Genomic DNA, 14819 nt, shown 5'->3' with positions numbered 1-14819 from the left:
CCATTGGAGACCTAAGCTATTTGGAGCTAAAATGACGAGGTCCAGATCGATGATTGCCGCCGCGGCTCAGGTCGCGACGGAATTTTTTGGCCTGAATCCTATGAAGGAAGTCCGCCGTCCGTTGGGCATTGGACGAGATCGTGAAGATCGCGCGTCCGTTCTTCAGCACCTTGATTCAAGAGCCGATATAGGAGGCGTGATCCTCCCTCACCTCCGGTGTTAGGCCGAGATCGGCAGACAGGAAGCCCGCGCCAAGCTCCGCGACCAACTCTCCCATGGCATAGCCTTCAACGCCGAAGCGCTAGCGGCCGAACTCGCGGTTCAGGCGGCTCTCGTGGCGGCATGCAGTATACAAGGCCACTCTTGCGCGCGCTGCGGCAGGAATGGAAGTACGTGGCCCTCACCTTTTCGGGTGGTGTACCGACCTTCGCCAGAGTACCTGCGAAGCTTGTCGGAGATAGCTAGCGGGATTGGTCCCGGGGCAAGATGTAAAACAGTGCGGGCGCGGCTCGGTGCTAACCGGCTCGGGGGCTGAAACCAGGCCAACTAGTCCCTACCACATCCGCACTGCCGTTGAGACTAGCGGAAAAGTGACTCGGCGCTGATCGATCTGGAGCGATAACGCTGTCCCTGTCACATCCCGTTAACCCCAAGGGCTCTGTATCTGTGATAGCTTACCGCAACCTGACAGGCCTTTGCGCAGTCGGTCAATAGTGTGTGGGCTATCAACACCCGCTCAATCCGCCACGGAAACTTCTGCAACCACTCAGACATGCTTTCGTGCTGTCAGCCATCACGACGTCAGGACACCCGGACGGTTCAGGCTGCTGATCAGTGAGACATTGTCGGTTGCGGACCACACCATCTAGATACTCCGCCCCGTTGGGGGCAGGTCTCTGTGACGTCAAATTGCGAATTCGGTGCTTTGCGCCCCCATCCCTCTGCCGTGCATATTGTACTGCCATGTTCGTCGCACTCCGCGTATCGATCGATTGTCGGAGTGCATTGGTGGAATTCCAGTAAGCCTCCAACCGACTGCGGATCGACGATAAGCGAGCCAGATGATGATTGTGCACTTAAATTGTAGGCTCTAGGGTGCGAGAGAAATACAGCATCGCACGACTGAGCAATATAGGCCGGTCAGCAATAGATGGAACGCAGCGCGGATGCGCCGGCGCCTATCGAGGGGACTTGATGAGAAAGGCGCTATCCCTATCCGCATCCGCACTGCCAACGAAGTTAGCCACGGGATCGAGAGGCTGACGCAGCGGCTTTGCCCTGAGGGCTGTTCACACGAAATGCCTGGTGGGTATCAAGGAGAAATCGGCCTTGAGTGACCTACCCGGACTGATACGCGAGACTGAGGGCGTAGCTGATCGCCCGGATTCATCCCCCAGGGAGATCGTCCCGCCGAGAATGAGCAAAGACGGGTCTGACGCCGCTGCCGATAACGTCGTCCGCCAAGCCTCATCATTGAAGTAGATCTTCGTCCTCGACATCACTCATCGACAAGCCGCCGGGATGCATACGTATATTCCAAAGCGATCTGGCGTGCCTGTTCAATTAGGTTGGCGGCGGCGCTATGCCCCCGTCGGTATTCTCATAGTAGAAGTACGGTTGGCCCAACGCAGCGAGCCTCGCCGCTGCCTTGCGGCCATGCGCTGGATGCACGCGGTCGTCCTTGGTGGACGTGAGAATGAAGGGGCCCGGGTAGGTCTTGCCTGGCACCAACCTCTGATAGGGCGAGTAGGCGTCGAGCCACTTGCGCTGTTCGGGAGTGCTGGGATCGCCATACTCGCTGATCCAGGAGGCTACGGCGCCCAGCTTGGTGAACCGAACCATATCGAACAGCTGCACCTGTAAGATGGCCGCATTGAAGAGGTCGGGTCGTTGGGTGATTGCGGTGCCTACCAGGAGGCCTCCTTGGCTACCGCCGACCACGCCCAGCCGGCGGGGAGAAGTGATTTTGCGCCGGATCAAGTCCTCCGCGACGGCGATAAAATCATCCCATGTCCGCTGCTTCGTTGCTCCTTGAGCAGTCTGGTGCCATTGGGGCCCGAACTCACCGCCGCCGCGCAGGTTCGCGACGACATACGCGTTCCCCTGCTCGAGCCAGAGTCGTCCGGTAGGACCCGCGTAATAGGGGATGAGTGGAATCTGAAACCCACCATAGCCAGAGAGAAGCGTTGGAGTTGATCCGTCAAATCTTGCGCTCTTGGGTCGTACCAGAAAGTAAGGAATGCGGGTCCCATCGCGCGAGATTGCCTCGAACTGTTCGACGACAAGTCTCGAGGCGTCGAACCTAGGAGGGGTCGTCTTCAGGGTCTCAAGGCGTTCGGTTGCGGCGTCGAAGTACCAGAGCATCGTCGGGCTAAGAAAGCTGGAGACGGTGAACATCGCCTCGTCCGTTTCATGCGATGCCGCAGCTAGCCCGACACTCGCATTCTCTGGAAGCGGGATCGGCCTGGCCTGCCAGGCGCCTGATTGTACTTGTAGACGAACGCCCTACTCTGAACATTGTCGAGAATCGTTAGGATTAACAAGTTTCTTGTGGCGGTGAATCCGCTGATCGCTTGTCGAGGTCCAGGCTTGAAAACGAGGGTGGGCATGGCGCGCAGCGGATCCTGCCTCCATTCGGCCAGGTCATACGAGATGATCGAGCCGGCTGAGAAGGGGTATCTCCGGACGGCGGCATCCAGTCTCCGTTTAGCGTCATCAGCAGGCGACCACTCGCGATGCCCCCAATGGTCGCCTTCTTTGGCAGATTGAGATTAATCGGCTTGGACCCAAAGAGAACATACTCATGCTCGAAGAAACCGATCCTGCGGACGGCGCCGGTCGCATGGATCGTGCCTTCACTGTCGCGCAGCACGAATGGTTTGGCCTCGACATCGGTCGGCTCACCACGGAAGACCTCGCGCGCTTCCGCGAGCGACTGAGCGCGCTTGAGCTCCTTCACAACGAAAGGGTAACCGGCTTGCGTCATGGTCCCTTCGCCCCAATCTCGTGTAATCAGGACCGTGTCGCTATTTACCCAAGTGACCTGCTGTTTTCCCTCGGGGAGTGCGAAGCCGTTCGTGACGAAGGTTTTGGCGACTGCGTCGAACTCCCGGACGAACACAGCGTCCTTTCCGCCCTCGGACAGGTTGAGCAAGCATAGGCGCTCCTCGGGCGGGAGGCAGCCCACCCTTTTAAGAACCCAGTTCTTCTTGTCCGTGTCAGCGAGAGCATCCACGTCGAGGATGGTCTCCCATCGGGGGCTTTGGCTGGGACAGTCGGTTCTTAGTAAGGGCGGCATGTTTGCGCGGCGGCCACCTTGCTCATCGTCGCAGTCCGTAAATCTTCGACGATCGCTTGCGCCTTCCGTTCGGCCATTCACAACTCTGCTGGGCATGAATTGCCTTGAGCATGTGGACCTCGCAAACCTTGTGCGAAGGGATATCGCGCCGGTCACCCTAAAGCATTCGAGGACGCCGCGAAGCCGACGAAAGCCGCAAGACAACGGGCGCGCTAAAGTGGTCCGGACACGAGCTCGCTTTCTCGCGCACTCACGCTCCCAAAACTAACACGAACTAAACTTGCAACGACCGGCCGCTGGCCGTCACGGCAGCTCGTGCTGGAAAAGAACACTGCACTTTGAATGACGCTGTTCAGTCAGAGCGGAACGGGTCCGCGCACATTGCAATCGAAAAAACATGAAAGTCGCACATGCGCGCGCCTTCCACCCTCGCCGCGCAATGCAGTGCTACCGACGCTCAATTGTCCGCCTTCAAACCAACGTAGAGAGTTGACGCGACACACTCTTAGGAAACTCCTGCAAAATATACGAATTAGTCCGGCACGCGGCTTGCTTCGTTCAGGACATCATCACCAATCGTGGTGCGATGATCTTCGGAGCGGCCCGGCGCGTCATTACGTGTCTGGCCGCTGCGACGATTTGCCGTGCGGCGATACTTAGCGAGCGGGACCGCGTCTCGGGAAAGTGCAGGCAATCATTATGCGATCAAGAGTTCTCTTTTTGGGTGCTACGACGATGGCGCTCGTCACATCGGGTAGAGCTATGGCGAACCTCGAGCGACAAGTACTGCCACCGGCGGTGTGGAACTGGTCTGGAGGCTACATTGGCGGTCACGCCGGCGGCGGGTACGGCCGAACCTCCTTTAGCAATCCCTTTGGCCCGTCGATCTATGGCGGCAGCGTCGATATTCCATCGTTCGTCGCAGGTGGCCAGATCGGCTACAATTGGCAGAACAACAGTTGGGTGTTCGGCCTCGAACTGGATGCCAGCGCAGCTGCCGCCAACGGCTCAAACACCTGCCTAGCCGCCTCCCACTTGATTGTAAGCGCAAACTGCAACGCAGGTCCCAACCTCTTTGCGACCGGGACCGGCCGCATCGGCTACGCCTTCGGTCCGCTCGGGCAAACGCTTGCCTATCTCAAGGCAGGCGTAGCCTGGCAAAACAATCGGGGCGACGTCGTCAACAACGTGGAACCGGAGAACCAGCCACAGGAGAAAACCCATTTCGATTATGGCCGAGTTGGCGGCGTGATCGCGCTCGGTCTCGAGCGAGCCCTTACGCCGGCATGGTCGGTGAATGTCGAGTATGACTATCTGCATTTCGGCGGACCAAGTGTCGCCACCGCTTCGACAGTGCAGTTATCTCCGCCTGCGATTCTGCCGGCGAACACAACCAGCCTATCCAGCAACTATCACATCGGAAGAGTTGGTCTGAACTACCACTTTGGTGTGGACCCAGAGGCCGCACCAAGGTCCGATGCGCCGTATGCGAAATCAGCGGGCAGCGTACCATCCATTCCCGACGCGCCTGGTTGGTCGTTCGAAGGCGGCTCGCGGCTCTGGCTGAGCCGGGGACGATTCCAATGGGATCACAGCGCACTTAATAATAACGATGCCCTAGACCCCAGCATACTCGTATCGCGGCTCACTTATCACGGACTGAACGGGCTTTCGGGGGAGGTATTCGGCCGGGTCGACAGTCCCTGGGGAGTGTTCCTGAAGGGCAACCTTGGGATCGGAAGCTTCAACAAGGGGAAGATGAACGACGAAGATTGGCTGGTCCAGCAGGAAGGATACCCGTACCAAAATACTCTTTCAGGTCAGTCAAACGGAAGGTTCGCATATTACACGGCGGACGCCGGTTACGATTTCCTGCGCAGCGCGAACTACAAGGTCGGTGCATTTATAGGCTGGGCCTATTACAGCCAGAGCTCAGATACCATTGGTTGCGTTCGGGTCGCGCCTCAGGATGAAGCATGTCTGAAGCCGGGCGACACTAGGATCGTCGGTGTGGAGGATACTCAATGGAATGCGCCTCGAATCGGCCTGAGCGCCGAAACTATGCTGACCGAGCGCTGGCGCCTCAATGCTGATGTCGCTTACCTGCCCTGGACCGATTTCAAAGGCCGCGACTATCATCTCTTGCGTCCCAAGACCACCTTTGACGAACAACGCGGCAATGGTGGTGGCGGAGTCCAGATTGCGGGCGTGTTGTCCTACTTCCTCACCCAGAACATCAGCGTCGGGGTCGGTGGCCGCTATTGGGCCATGTGGACCAAAAAGGACAGCGACTCTTTGTGCAGCAGCAGCGGCTGCGTCGGTGACCCGCGCATTCTTGCGAAGTACAGCATGGAACGGTGGGGTACGTGCTTTCAGGCCTCTTATAAGCTCAATTAAGGACCTCACTAACGAGGCTCCCGACTTCAGATTCTTAGATGCCGTTCTGAAGTTTGCTGATGACCAGTCCTCGGCGCGCAATTGCCGCCGAGGATTGGCATGTCGCGATCACGCTGTTCGCCGGGTTGCTACGATTGCATATCACCCGCCTTTGATGAGGCGGGCGCAACTCTGCCCCCGAACCAAAGCTCGTCCACTAATAACAGCTCGATTTCTTGGTCCGGACGAACTCGCTTCAAAGCCGATTGTGCGCGCCATTGCGACCGGGCTGGGATGCGCTCGATGCACGATTTCTAAATTCCGCAGCGGGATCTCTCGTGGGCAACCGAGACCGCAGCGAGCCCCAACATCACGTCGCCGGTGAATCCGAAATGGAGACTATAGAGCCACCAGATTGCGCAGCACCGGTCGAGATCGTACATGGCGAGCGCGCGCCTTGTTGCTGCGACCATCCGCGCCATCGGCTTCATTCCGCGTGTCATCTGGAAACCTCGGCGTCTCGGGGCCAGCGCTCTCCATACAATGACTTTTAGGGCGGTGATGGCCCGCTGTCCGGCGCGTGCACCTGCAAGAGATTTGGAATTGAGATTGATGTTCGCCATGGCGTTCTTTTCCGCGTTTCGAAGCAGATTGCGCACACCTATGTGCATGCGCTCATTGCCGTGATCCTACGGCGATACTGCTTGCAAAACGCCCAGATCTGGTAGTGCCAATTGACCGGACTCCCGACCGACAAATACGCTTACGCGATCCCCACCGCTGCGCGAAGCCACTTGCGGCAGTGGTTGCGGCTACGCGACCTTTGCTGCCAGCTCCTTGAGAATACCTCGCGCGTCCGCCGAGGCTATCTAGGCAGGGCCTTCGCTGTTTCCGAGTAACCCCTCCAGGTCAGCGGTTTCGCTACCCAACTTGCGCGGACCCAGCCGACATCGAGCGCTGGCTTGCGGCCGAGCTCCGTCTGACCGCGCATGCAATTCTCGGTCGCCTCGCGAAGCAACGCCCCGAACAGTTCGGCCTGCACCACACCATAGCAGAGCTTGTTGGGATTGCTCAGAGGCAAAGCAGCCGAGACGATCATCCCGCACGGCTAAAGCTTCGGCGCTGGCCGCGTGTAATGGGCATTCCGCGCGTCTCCAGAAACTTCCGATCCTGCGCGGCATGGTGCAATCCCGGACTGGCCGATAGCCAGAGCTACATCGATCAAGCGAAACTAACATCCTCAGATGAGGCAATTCCCAGGCAATATGGCAGGGGGGACTGACAGGCCGGCGCCACGCGGACGAAACGTCCAGGATGACCGTTCATCTCGTGGGCTGCCAGTGGGCCCGAGGATGCGTACCCACTGGCTGCGCGAATAATCCACTATTGGGCGAATGTCTCTCCAGCTAAGGACAACCGAAGTGATCGCAGGCCTCCAGCCACGCGCGATCGGTTCACAGCGGGGTTGTCTCCCGTGTAAGCCTAACGAACCCTCCTTCGGCTAATTCGGCTTTGTAGGCCCGTCCGTTAAGTAGGATCGTGGTGGAGTTATCTGCGGTCGGCATAAAACCGTCGTGGCGCAGCTTCTCCATTAGAGCAGGTGTGGCCCATTGCTGTGCTAGCGGCATTCCGTAGCGCCATTTCTCCGCGAAGAAGGCTCCGAAGTCCGGTACCCCCGCCCGGCCGACCCCAACCACTTGGTCCTCCGCAGGGTTATGAACAAAACGAACGCGATTGGACTCATCCAAACCGGCCGTGTAGCGGTGACCTTGGATTTCATAGGTCATCGTCGGCTGGTCCGAGTCCGGCAAGAGACCGTGGTGGAACAGCCTCTCAACCATCGCGTCAGGGGCGATTTGCGAACCGTGTAAAAATCTCTGTGGAGCGGCGAATGTGACATCTACCGCTTCCTCAGGTGCGGCAGGTGATGATGGGCCAGCTTCATTCATGATCTGACTGAACAAATCATGATCTTCCTGTGTCCAGACGTGCGCTGTTGGCGATTCCGGGGAACGGGCATTGTCGATCGGGTTCGGATCCATAAAGCTCTCCTTTCTGTTGTGAGAACAACGGCTTCTTGAAGATCTCCCCCAGGGAATGAGCTGAGTTCGTCACGAATTCAGAGATGGCTGGCTTCGTCATCGAGTGGCCAAGGTCGAATGTTAAAGAGGCTGGCTTTCGAGAAGCTGACAAAGGTCGAAGAAGGAGACAAACCCGCAGCCGCATCTGCCACGTCTGATGCGATCATCTCCGAGCCAAGTCTCATTCCGCCTGGCCTCGCAGTCGGCGCGTGGGTCTGCGTCGTGCATTGCGTTCACCTGGGCGTAAAGCTGGTTAGGAGGTCCAGGTGATGCGGACCGCGGCCAGACCCAGTCTTGCACCGAACATGTGCATTTCGACCTCTGCCCGCGACCCGTCGTTCTGGCGGACGCTTCGAGCCTATGCTCGGGGCCGCTAACCAGAATGACCGCGATAGCCGCGCCAGCGCGAGAACAGACGAAAGCGAGACCTACGTGAGAGTCCGGCAACCGCGGAGCGAAGTGTTTACCTGAGAGAACGAAATCGCTGAGACGCAAAAGCAGCTGAGACGATCCTCCCGCGCACGGCTAAGGGTGCTCGGTGCCGGTGATCCGGGGACTGCCGCTGCGTGTAGTGGGTACTCCGCGAAGTCCCCAGTGCCTCGAACCCTGCGCGCCATGATACAACCTCGGACTGACAGCCGGAGCTACATCGGGCAAGCGGAACGTTACATCCTCAGGTGAGGCAATAGGAACCGCCAACTTTGTCCCGGCTGCTATGGACGCTCTGCGTCATGCAGATGGCACTCGTCTCAGGGCGTTGGAAAGAGAATTCACTGGTGTCCTGAATAAGGAAAATCGTCGTAATTTCGTGCGCGCGGTGGCGAGGTCGCCGCTGAAATGTCCGCTTCCTCCAAGCGTCCGTTGGCGAAGAACCGTAGGGCACATTCGTGCTCGCCCGTTGCGGGCGCACGAACGGTAACTCCTGGGTATGCGTCGCTGGTTTGCCTTAACAGCTCTCTAAGTGGTTGACCAAGATGTACGCCCCTGAACCTTTGGCAGCGCTCACCGAACGACTTGAGATCGGCCTCGTCGCCGTTGGGCCAAATAGCCGGGCCTTCTCCCAGTCCCGGGTGAGGCCCTCGCGCAGGAGATAGCCAACATGCGCGGGCGGGCAGCGCCGAACGCACCTTATGACGGACGACCTGGGCCTTGGCGGTCGCCAGACGCGAGCGACCCGTGAGCAGCCGGTTCGCCCGCTAGACGGGACCCGGCCGCGACACAAAGGTGGAGCACCGATGAGTGGTGGATCTTGCCCGGCGCGCGAGAGACCGCCGCAGGCGCGCTGAGCGGCGACAATCGGCTTGGCGACGAAAGGCGTGGCCCGCTGACGCCTCACGGAGCGGACGCAACCTGGCCGAGGCTGAAAGGGCGCGAGACATCGCCGATCGTGTTCGGCACCCGCCAATTTGTCTCAAACTCGCCAAAGCAGCGCAATGTCTGGGTGCCCGACAACTATAGCAGGTTCTCATATTTGTCTTGCCGGCAAGGCCAGTCATCAGATCAAGGGTAAAATGGGCCGCGAAAGGCGGGCATTTTTATTGCAGAGATTACCGTGAGGTTCGTCGTGACACGCTTTAGCCTACATGTGAACAGGCGATGGCCGTGAGGACGAACTCGGGCAAGTGGAATGCAACTTTGCGCGACCTGTCTGGTCGAAATGTTCGGGCCATGGATCGCGCTCCAGATCAGGTCGAGGATGGCGAGGCAATTTACTCCAGAGAGGCTGGAGCCGGTCCTCGGTCCGGCAGACGAACGCTTGACACGCCGCGCGGTGTTGGGCGCAACCATCGGCAACATCATCGAATTCTACGACTTCGGGACCTATAGCTTTTTCGCAATACAGATCGGTCAGGCGTTCTTCCCGGCAACTGACCAGTTTGTCAGCCTCATGCTGTCACTCGGAACCTTCGGCGCAGGCTTTGTGACCAGGCCGATCGGAGCCATCGTGCTCGGCTCGTATTCGGATCGGGCCGGCCGCCGACCGGCGATGATTGCCAGCTTTGCCATGATGAGCGCCGCGGTCCTGTTATTGGCTATCACGCCATCGTACGAGACAATAGGACTTGCCGCTCCGTTGCTAGCCATTTTCGCACGCTTGCTGCAGGGCTTTGCTCTCGGAGGTGAAGTCGGTCCAACGACAGCCTACTTGATGGAAGCGGCCCCCACCAAAGCCCGCGGTCTTGCGGTCTCCTTTCAGCCCGCGAGCCAACAGGTAGCTGCGACGGCCGGAGCGTTGGTTGGAGAAATACTCTCGCTCACCATGACAAGCGAAGCGCTCAATGCGTACGGATGGCGGGTCGCGCTGTTGCTCGGCGCGGCCACGTTGCCGTTTGGATTTTGGTTGCGGAGCGTCCTGCCCGAAACGCTGCACCGCCCCGAGGCGCCGGTTCCTGTCACCCAGCCTGAGGGGCGACGGCCTACCGATCGCCGCATCATGAGCTTGGGATTTGTCATCTTGGCCAGCTGCACGATCACGACTTATGTTACGGGATACATGACGACCTACGCGTTGAACACCCTCCGCGTTTCCACGCCTCTCGCCTTTGCTACTACGCTCATCAGCAACACGGTCGGAATTTCTGCAGCACTGTTGGGCGGCCTGCTCGCCGACCGCGTAGGCCGTCGGCCTATCATGATATGGCCGCAGGTCACTGCATTGCTGATGACCTATCCGGTATTCTTGTGGATTGCAGAGAGCCGCAGTGCCTTCGCACTTCTAGGAGGTCTCGGCGTGCTCACCCTGATCGGAACGATTCCGTATAGCGCCTTCTACGTGAGCATGGCCGAAGGTTTGCCCAAGTACATTCGTGGTCGCGCGTTCGCGACGATCTACGCTTTTGCGATAGCGATTTTTGGAGGCACAGCTCAACCGATCGTCACCTGGCTCATCCATCTTACCGGGAGTGCACTCGTGCCCGCCTGGTACATGCTTTTCGCGGGCGCGGCCGCGCTTTGTGCCATGCTTATGATGCCGGAGACGGCGCCACTCAATTATGTGCCCGACCATAGACGAACGGCCGTAACGCCACGACCGCTGCTTTAGTCATACCCGAACAGGTGAGGATGACATCTATGATGCCCGAAATGCGAAACATCGAGCCGGAGGACGGCTATGGGGCCAGCACGTAAAAGCAATCTATCCTGAAAAATTGGAGCAGCTTTACATCGAGCAGGAGCTCCTGTCGGAGCGCAGTGGCGCCGTCTGAAATGACTTGTTTCCGTTTACCCGATCTTCGCCGATGCGGCAGTTGCACGATCAGCGGGCGTCACCGACGGGCTGTAAGTGAGCCGTCACTCTGATCATAGCCTTTAGAGAACAAATAGGCCCGGCTTATACTATCTGCCAGCGCAACCATACGGCATAAGGACGCGGCCGCTGTCGGAGCAGCGGCCGCACGAGGGTCGACCCTCATTCTCTGCTTGATATGTTTCCCGTTGTCAGTGCCGGACGCACGAGGGATCCGTCAAGCAAAAAAACAGATCGCAGATGCCATTCAACGGGTCATCCACGCACTCAGGATATGATGTATCGGCTACCGGCGCACTCGCCGCAACCGGCTGCGCGGCAACGTTTGCAGCAAAAGGAGGCACCACCGCCGTTGCAAGCGCGAGGGCGCTCGCGGTCACTAACACAGACTTTTTCATTCGAGACATCGCTTCCCTAGGTTAGCCCCAGCCGCTCTCGACGGTCTATCTGACGACGCTGCAAGCGGTAAAATTGATTTTCTTGATCAGATCTATCGACCGAATGGATAAGTACGCAGCAATGGACGATCGGCTCATCGATGCGATGGGCGAGGAGTTTCAAATTCGGCTGAACCAACGGGGCCGAAGCGGGTCTGACGGGCGATGCCGAGGCCCAGCGGTCGCTCGGACCTCAACGTCAACGAGATCGCCTGCGAGATCAAAAGCGAAGTGATGCACCGGGTGCTTAGGGCCGCACGGAATCGAGCTGTAAAAGATCGATCAAACTAGTCATACGGATTGCTGTCGTGAGCTCGCGCCATGACTCAATGAACAGTCCACCAAGCTGATCTTGCGGCGGAGCATGCTCTTCCGTACCGCTCCGACGAGGACCGTCTTGCGTGACGGGTGGTAATTCGCGAAGCGTGTGACCTTAGGTCTAGCTTTAAGGTCATCAGGCGATGCGGGTCGAAGTTTTGGGCGGGCTCGAGCGGCGGCGGCGTTGGTCGCAGGACGACAAGGCACGGATTGTCGAGGAGACGCTGGCACCGGGCGCGAAGGTAACTGAGGTTGCGCGGCGCAACGGAGTAGCGGCCAGTCTGGTGTTTACCTGGCGTCGACAAGCACGGACATCGGAACAAGTTGCACCATCTTTTACGCCGGTGCAGATCGCCGCCGTAGCGGCCTCGGCTGAAGAAACTCCGAAGCTTTTGCCTACGGTTGATGGCCGAGTTCGCTCGGCGGCAGCCGCGCGTACTGGATTGATAGAGATCGATCTCGGCAACCGACGGTGCATCCGGGTGGATGCGCACGTCGATCCGGAGGCGTTGGCGCGGGTCCTCGATGTGCTTGGACGCCGATGATTTCTGTACCAGGGAATGTGCGAGTGTGGCTGGCTACAGGCTACACGGATATGCGCAGAGGCTTTCCATCGCTGGCCCTCCAAGTGCAGGAGGTGCTGCACAAAGAACCGCTCAGCGGTCATTTGTTTGTCTTCCGCGGTCGCCGCAGCGATCTTGTGAAGGTGATCTGGCACGATGGTCAGGGAGCCTGCTTGTTCAAAAAAACTCGAGAGAAAAAAGTTTATCTGGCCATCGGTTGCCGGTGAAGCGGTAACGATCTCGCTGGCGCAGTTGAGCTACCTGCTGTCCGGGATCGATTGGCGCAATCCGCAAGAAACCCAGCGTCCGACGCGGGTCGGATAATCGTTTTGGGTTTGAATCTGATGCTCGATCTGATTCAATGGCTTCATGACATTGAAGCCGAGCGATCTTCCGTCGGATCTCGCGAGCGCCTACCTTGCGCTGCTGGCCGAGCGCGAGGCGTTGCAGGCTGAACGCGATGTGGCGGTCGCGGATGCCGCCAACGCGCGGGCGGAGCTGTCGGACAGCGAAGTGCTGATCGCTCATCTTGAGCTACGGATCGAGAAGCTCAAACGCGAACTGCACGGGCAGCGCTCCGAGCGCACGGCGCGGCTACTTGAGCAGTTGGAATTGGAGCTCGAAGAACTCGCCACCACGGCGACCGAGAATGAGCTGGCTGCGCAGGCTGCCGCGGCAAAAACCCAGAGCGTGAGCGCCTTCACGCGCAAGCGGCCGGTGCGCAAGCCGTGGCCGGACGACATCGAACGTGAGCGCGTCGTCATCGAGGCTCCAAGGACCTGCGCCTGCTGCGGTGGATCGCGGTTGGCGAAGGTCGGCGAGGATGTGACCAAGACGCTGGAGGAGATTCCGCGTCGCTTTAAGGTCATCGAGACGGTACGCGAGAAGTTCACCTGCCGCGATTGCGAGAAGATCAGCCAGCCGCCGGCACCGTTCCATGCGACGCCGCGCGGCTTCATCGGCCCACAATTGCTGGCGACGATTCTGTTCGACAGTAGGGTCGAGGGCTGGCGCGCCGCTCAACCAGTTTTCCCAGTTGTGCACGTTTCCAGCCCCCGCCACATCGCACGCAGCATGCGGATTTCCCGCACTACGCGCTCCCATTTGCTTCATGACAAGGCTTATTGGACCTATCTTGCTGCAGCAGCTTTCACCTCGCCGGCACTCGCCCTGTAGCCGTTGAACAGCTTCAAGGTGTCGTACAGCCACGAATTACTCCACTGCTTCCAGCCGAAGCCTCTTTGTTTCCGTGCCTTCGCCAGATGACGTCTGACCTTCTTCTCTACCCAGTTCCTGACGTAGGCGAAGCATTTGCTGGAATCGCCTATTCGGAAGTAGTTTACCCATCCTCGGAGCTTCGGATTGATCAAGCTTATCACCCGACTAATCGGTTGCGACCGAAAGCTGCGAAACACTTCCTTGAGCCCCCGCAGTAACGCCGTCCGCTTTTTGAGCTTGGGCATGTAGTACGGCCGCATCACTCCGCGCAGACTGCGGAGATAGCGGAAGTCGAATCCCAGAAATCCGAAGCTCTCGCCTCGTTCCAGATTGACCGTGCGACTCTTCTCATCATTAACTTCAACCTGCAGTTTGGCGAACTCTTCACGCAATCGCTTTTCCACGGCACCGAGCAGCCAGTCATGTCGCTTATGGGCATCGATCAAGACCACCATATCGTCAGCAAATCGTGCATATTCGATATTGGTGTACTTGCCGCGGCGTGTCACCTCACGCGCTCGCTCCAGCATCTTGTCTACCTCGTTGAGGTAGAGATTACTGAGCAAGGGGGAGATTACACCGCCTTGCGGAACGCCCTTCTTGCCGGAAGCTTTCAGCATAAGCCGCAGAAGGTGCATGATTTCCTTGTCGTCAATTCGCAGAGCCACCTTCTCTAGCATCCGATCATGTCGGATGCTGTCGAAATAAGCGCGCAAATCAAAGTCAAGAATCCGCGTCTTCCGCTCGGCTACTGCCTGAGCAACTCGCTTGATCGCTTCATGAGCTGTACGCTTGGGCCGATATCCAAACGATCCCGGTTGGAAATCCGCCTCGAATACAGGTTCGAGTATGAGCTTGAGCGCGCCCTGAACCACTCTGTCGCGGATAGCCGGGATCGAGAGAACGCGGACCTTAGAGCCCCCGTCCTTCGGTATTTCCCGCTTCCTTGATGGAAGTGGCTTATAGGTGCGCCCGATCAGTTCGTCTCGTAATTGCTCGAGTAGCGTCTCCACGCCTCGCGCTTCGATGGCTTCGAACGTCACTCCGTCTATTCCCGGAGCGCCGTCGTTTTCTTTCGCCATCTCATACGCTGCGCGCAGAGTCTCCATCTTGCACACGTGGACGTATAGACCCCAGAAACGCCAGGACGGTTCAGCCTTCGCCTTGACGTATAGTCTCCGCCTCAGGTCCTGCAAATCGATGGACGCCTTTGTCATCTCGTCCTTGCCTTCCTTACGTTGGAGACATCACAAATGGCAGGGCCCCTTCGCTCCACGGGCG

At 58.6% G+C, this 14819-nt stretch carries 9 protein-coding genes and 2 pseudogenes; 5 read left to right on the top strand and 6 right to left on the bottom strand.

Translation table 11 applies throughout. The annotated features are described in order from the left end of the window. Positions 1-175: 175 nt before the first annotated feature. The 3 genes from N2604_RS39540 to N2604_RS06400 all read right to left on the bottom strand — a co-directional run bounded on the left by N2604_RS39540 (position 176) and on the right by N2604_RS06400 (position 3298). Complete coding sequence (locus tag N2604_RS39540; protein WP_409241680.1) at positions 176-277, bottom strand: zincin-like metallopeptidase domain-containing protein; 102 nt, start codon at positions 275-277, stop codon at positions 176-178. Positions 278-1563: 1286 nt separating this feature from the next. After that, positions 1564-2397, bottom strand: coding sequence for a prolyl oligopeptidase family serine peptidase (locus tag N2604_RS06405; RefSeq protein ID WP_349546282.1), 834 nt, complete (start codon positions 2395-2397; stop codon positions 1564-1566). A 139-nt stretch (positions 2398-2536) separates the two neighbouring features. Next, positions 2537-3298, bottom strand: coding sequence for a hypothetical protein (locus N2604_RS06400; protein ID WP_245333867.1), 762 nt, complete (start codon positions 3296-3298; stop codon positions 2537-2539). Positions 3299-4060: 762 nt separating this feature from the next. Here N2604_RS06400 and N2604_RS06395 point away from each other — a divergent pair. After that, on the top strand, positions 4061-5695 hold the full coding sequence (locus N2604_RS06395) for an outer membrane beta-barrel protein (RefSeq protein ID WP_260374202.1): 1635 nt from the start codon (positions 4061-4063) through the stop codon (positions 5693-5695). 293 nt (positions 5696-5988) lie between these two features. Here the strand turns inward: N2604_RS06395 and N2604_RS06390 are convergent, their stop codons facing one another. Together N2604_RS06390 and N2604_RS06385 are read right to left on the bottom strand one after the other, a co-directional pair. Further along, complete coding sequence (locus tag N2604_RS06390) at positions 5989-6297, bottom strand: hypothetical protein (protein WP_225114776.1); 309 nt, start codon at positions 6295-6297, stop codon at positions 5989-5991. An 831-nt stretch (positions 6298-7128) separates the two neighbouring features. Then, the gene (locus N2604_RS06385) at positions 7129-7716 is read right to left on the bottom strand and encodes a hypothetical protein (protein WP_260374201.1); all 588 of its coding nucleotides are present in this window, start codon (positions 7714-7716) and stop codon (positions 7129-7131) included. Positions 7717-9451: 1735 nt separating this feature from the next. On the opposite strand from N2604_RS06385, the gene N2604_RS06380 reads away from it, so the two are divergent. From N2604_RS06380 to N2604_RS06365, 4 genes and pseudogenes are all read left to right on the top strand, one after another. Continuing rightward, on the top strand, positions 9452-10798 hold the full coding sequence (locus N2604_RS06380; protein ID WP_199752452.1) for an MFS transporter: 1347 nt from the start codon (positions 9452-9454) through the stop codon (positions 10796-10798). A gap of 1102 nt (positions 10799-11900) precedes the next feature. Next, positions 11901-12302, top strand: coding sequence for an IS66-like element accessory protein TnpA (gene tnpA / locus N2604_RS06375; RefSeq protein ID WP_074448291.1), 402 nt, complete (start codon positions 11901-11903; stop codon positions 12300-12302). After that, positions 12299-12644 (top strand): annotated as a pseudogene (tnpB, locus tag N2604_RS06370) (IS66 family insertion sequence element accessory protein TnpB). The gene tnpA and the pseudogene tnpB overlap by 4 nt, the downstream one beginning before the upstream one ends. Positions 12645-12689: 45 nt before the next feature. Next, positions 12690-13313 (top strand): annotated as a pseudogene (locus tag N2604_RS06365) (IS66 family transposase zinc-finger binding domain-containing protein); the annotation flags it as partial. A 137-nt stretch (positions 13314-13450) separates the two neighbouring features. Here N2604_RS06365 and ltrA read toward each other — a convergent pair. Continuing rightward, positions 13451-14755, bottom strand: a complete 1305-nt coding sequence (gene ltrA / locus N2604_RS06360; protein ID WP_158672155.1) for a group II intron reverse transcriptase/maturase — start codon at positions 14753-14755, stop codon at positions 13451-13453. Positions 14756-14819: the final 64 nt, after the last annotated feature.

Source organism: Bradyrhizobium sp. CB1015 (genome assembly GCF_025200925.1).
Lineage (GTDB): Bacteria > Pseudomonadota > Alphaproteobacteria > Rhizobiales > Xanthobacteraceae > Bradyrhizobium.
The sequence above is the reverse complement of the archived record's forward strand: the minus strand, read 5'-3'. Positions and strand labels throughout refer to the sequence as shown.

Excerpts from the sequence above, each read along its gene's own strand:
- N2604_RS06380 (WP_199752452.1), top strand. The coding sequence starts at position 9,452 with ATGGCGAGGCAATTTACTCCAGAGAGGCTGGAGCCGGTCCTCGGTCCG.
- N2604_RS06395 (WP_260374202.1), top strand. The coding sequence starts at position 4,061 with ATGGCGAACCTCGAGCGACAAGTACTGCCACCGGCGGTGTGGAACTGG.
- N2604_RS39540 (WP_409241680.1), bottom strand. The coding sequence starts at position 277 with ATGGGAGAGTTGGTCGCGGAGCTTGGCGCGGGCTTCCTGTCTGCCGAT.
- N2604_RS06400 (WP_245333867.1), bottom strand. The coding sequence starts at position 3,298 with ATGCCGCCCTTACTAAGAACCGACTGTCCCAGCCAAAGCCCCCGATGG.
- N2604_RS06390 (WP_225114776.1), bottom strand. The coding sequence starts at position 6,297 with ATGGCGAACATCAATCTCAATTCCAAATCTCTTGCAGGTGCACGCGCC.
- N2604_RS06405 (WP_349546282.1), bottom strand. The coding sequence starts at position 2,397 with ATGTTCACCGTCTCCAGCTTTCTTAGCCCGACGATGCTCTGGTACTTC.
- ltrA (WP_158672155.1), bottom strand. The coding sequence starts at position 14,755 with ATGACAAAGGCGTCCATCGATTTGCAGGACCTGAGGCGGAGACTATAC.
- N2604_RS06385 (WP_260374201.1), bottom strand. The coding sequence starts at position 7,716 with ATGGATCCGAACCCGATCGACAATGCCCGTTCCCCGGAATCGCCAACA.
- tnpA (WP_074448291.1), top strand. The coding sequence starts at position 11,901 with ATGCGGGTCGAAGTTTTGGGCGGGCTCGAGCGGCGGCGGCGTTGGTCG.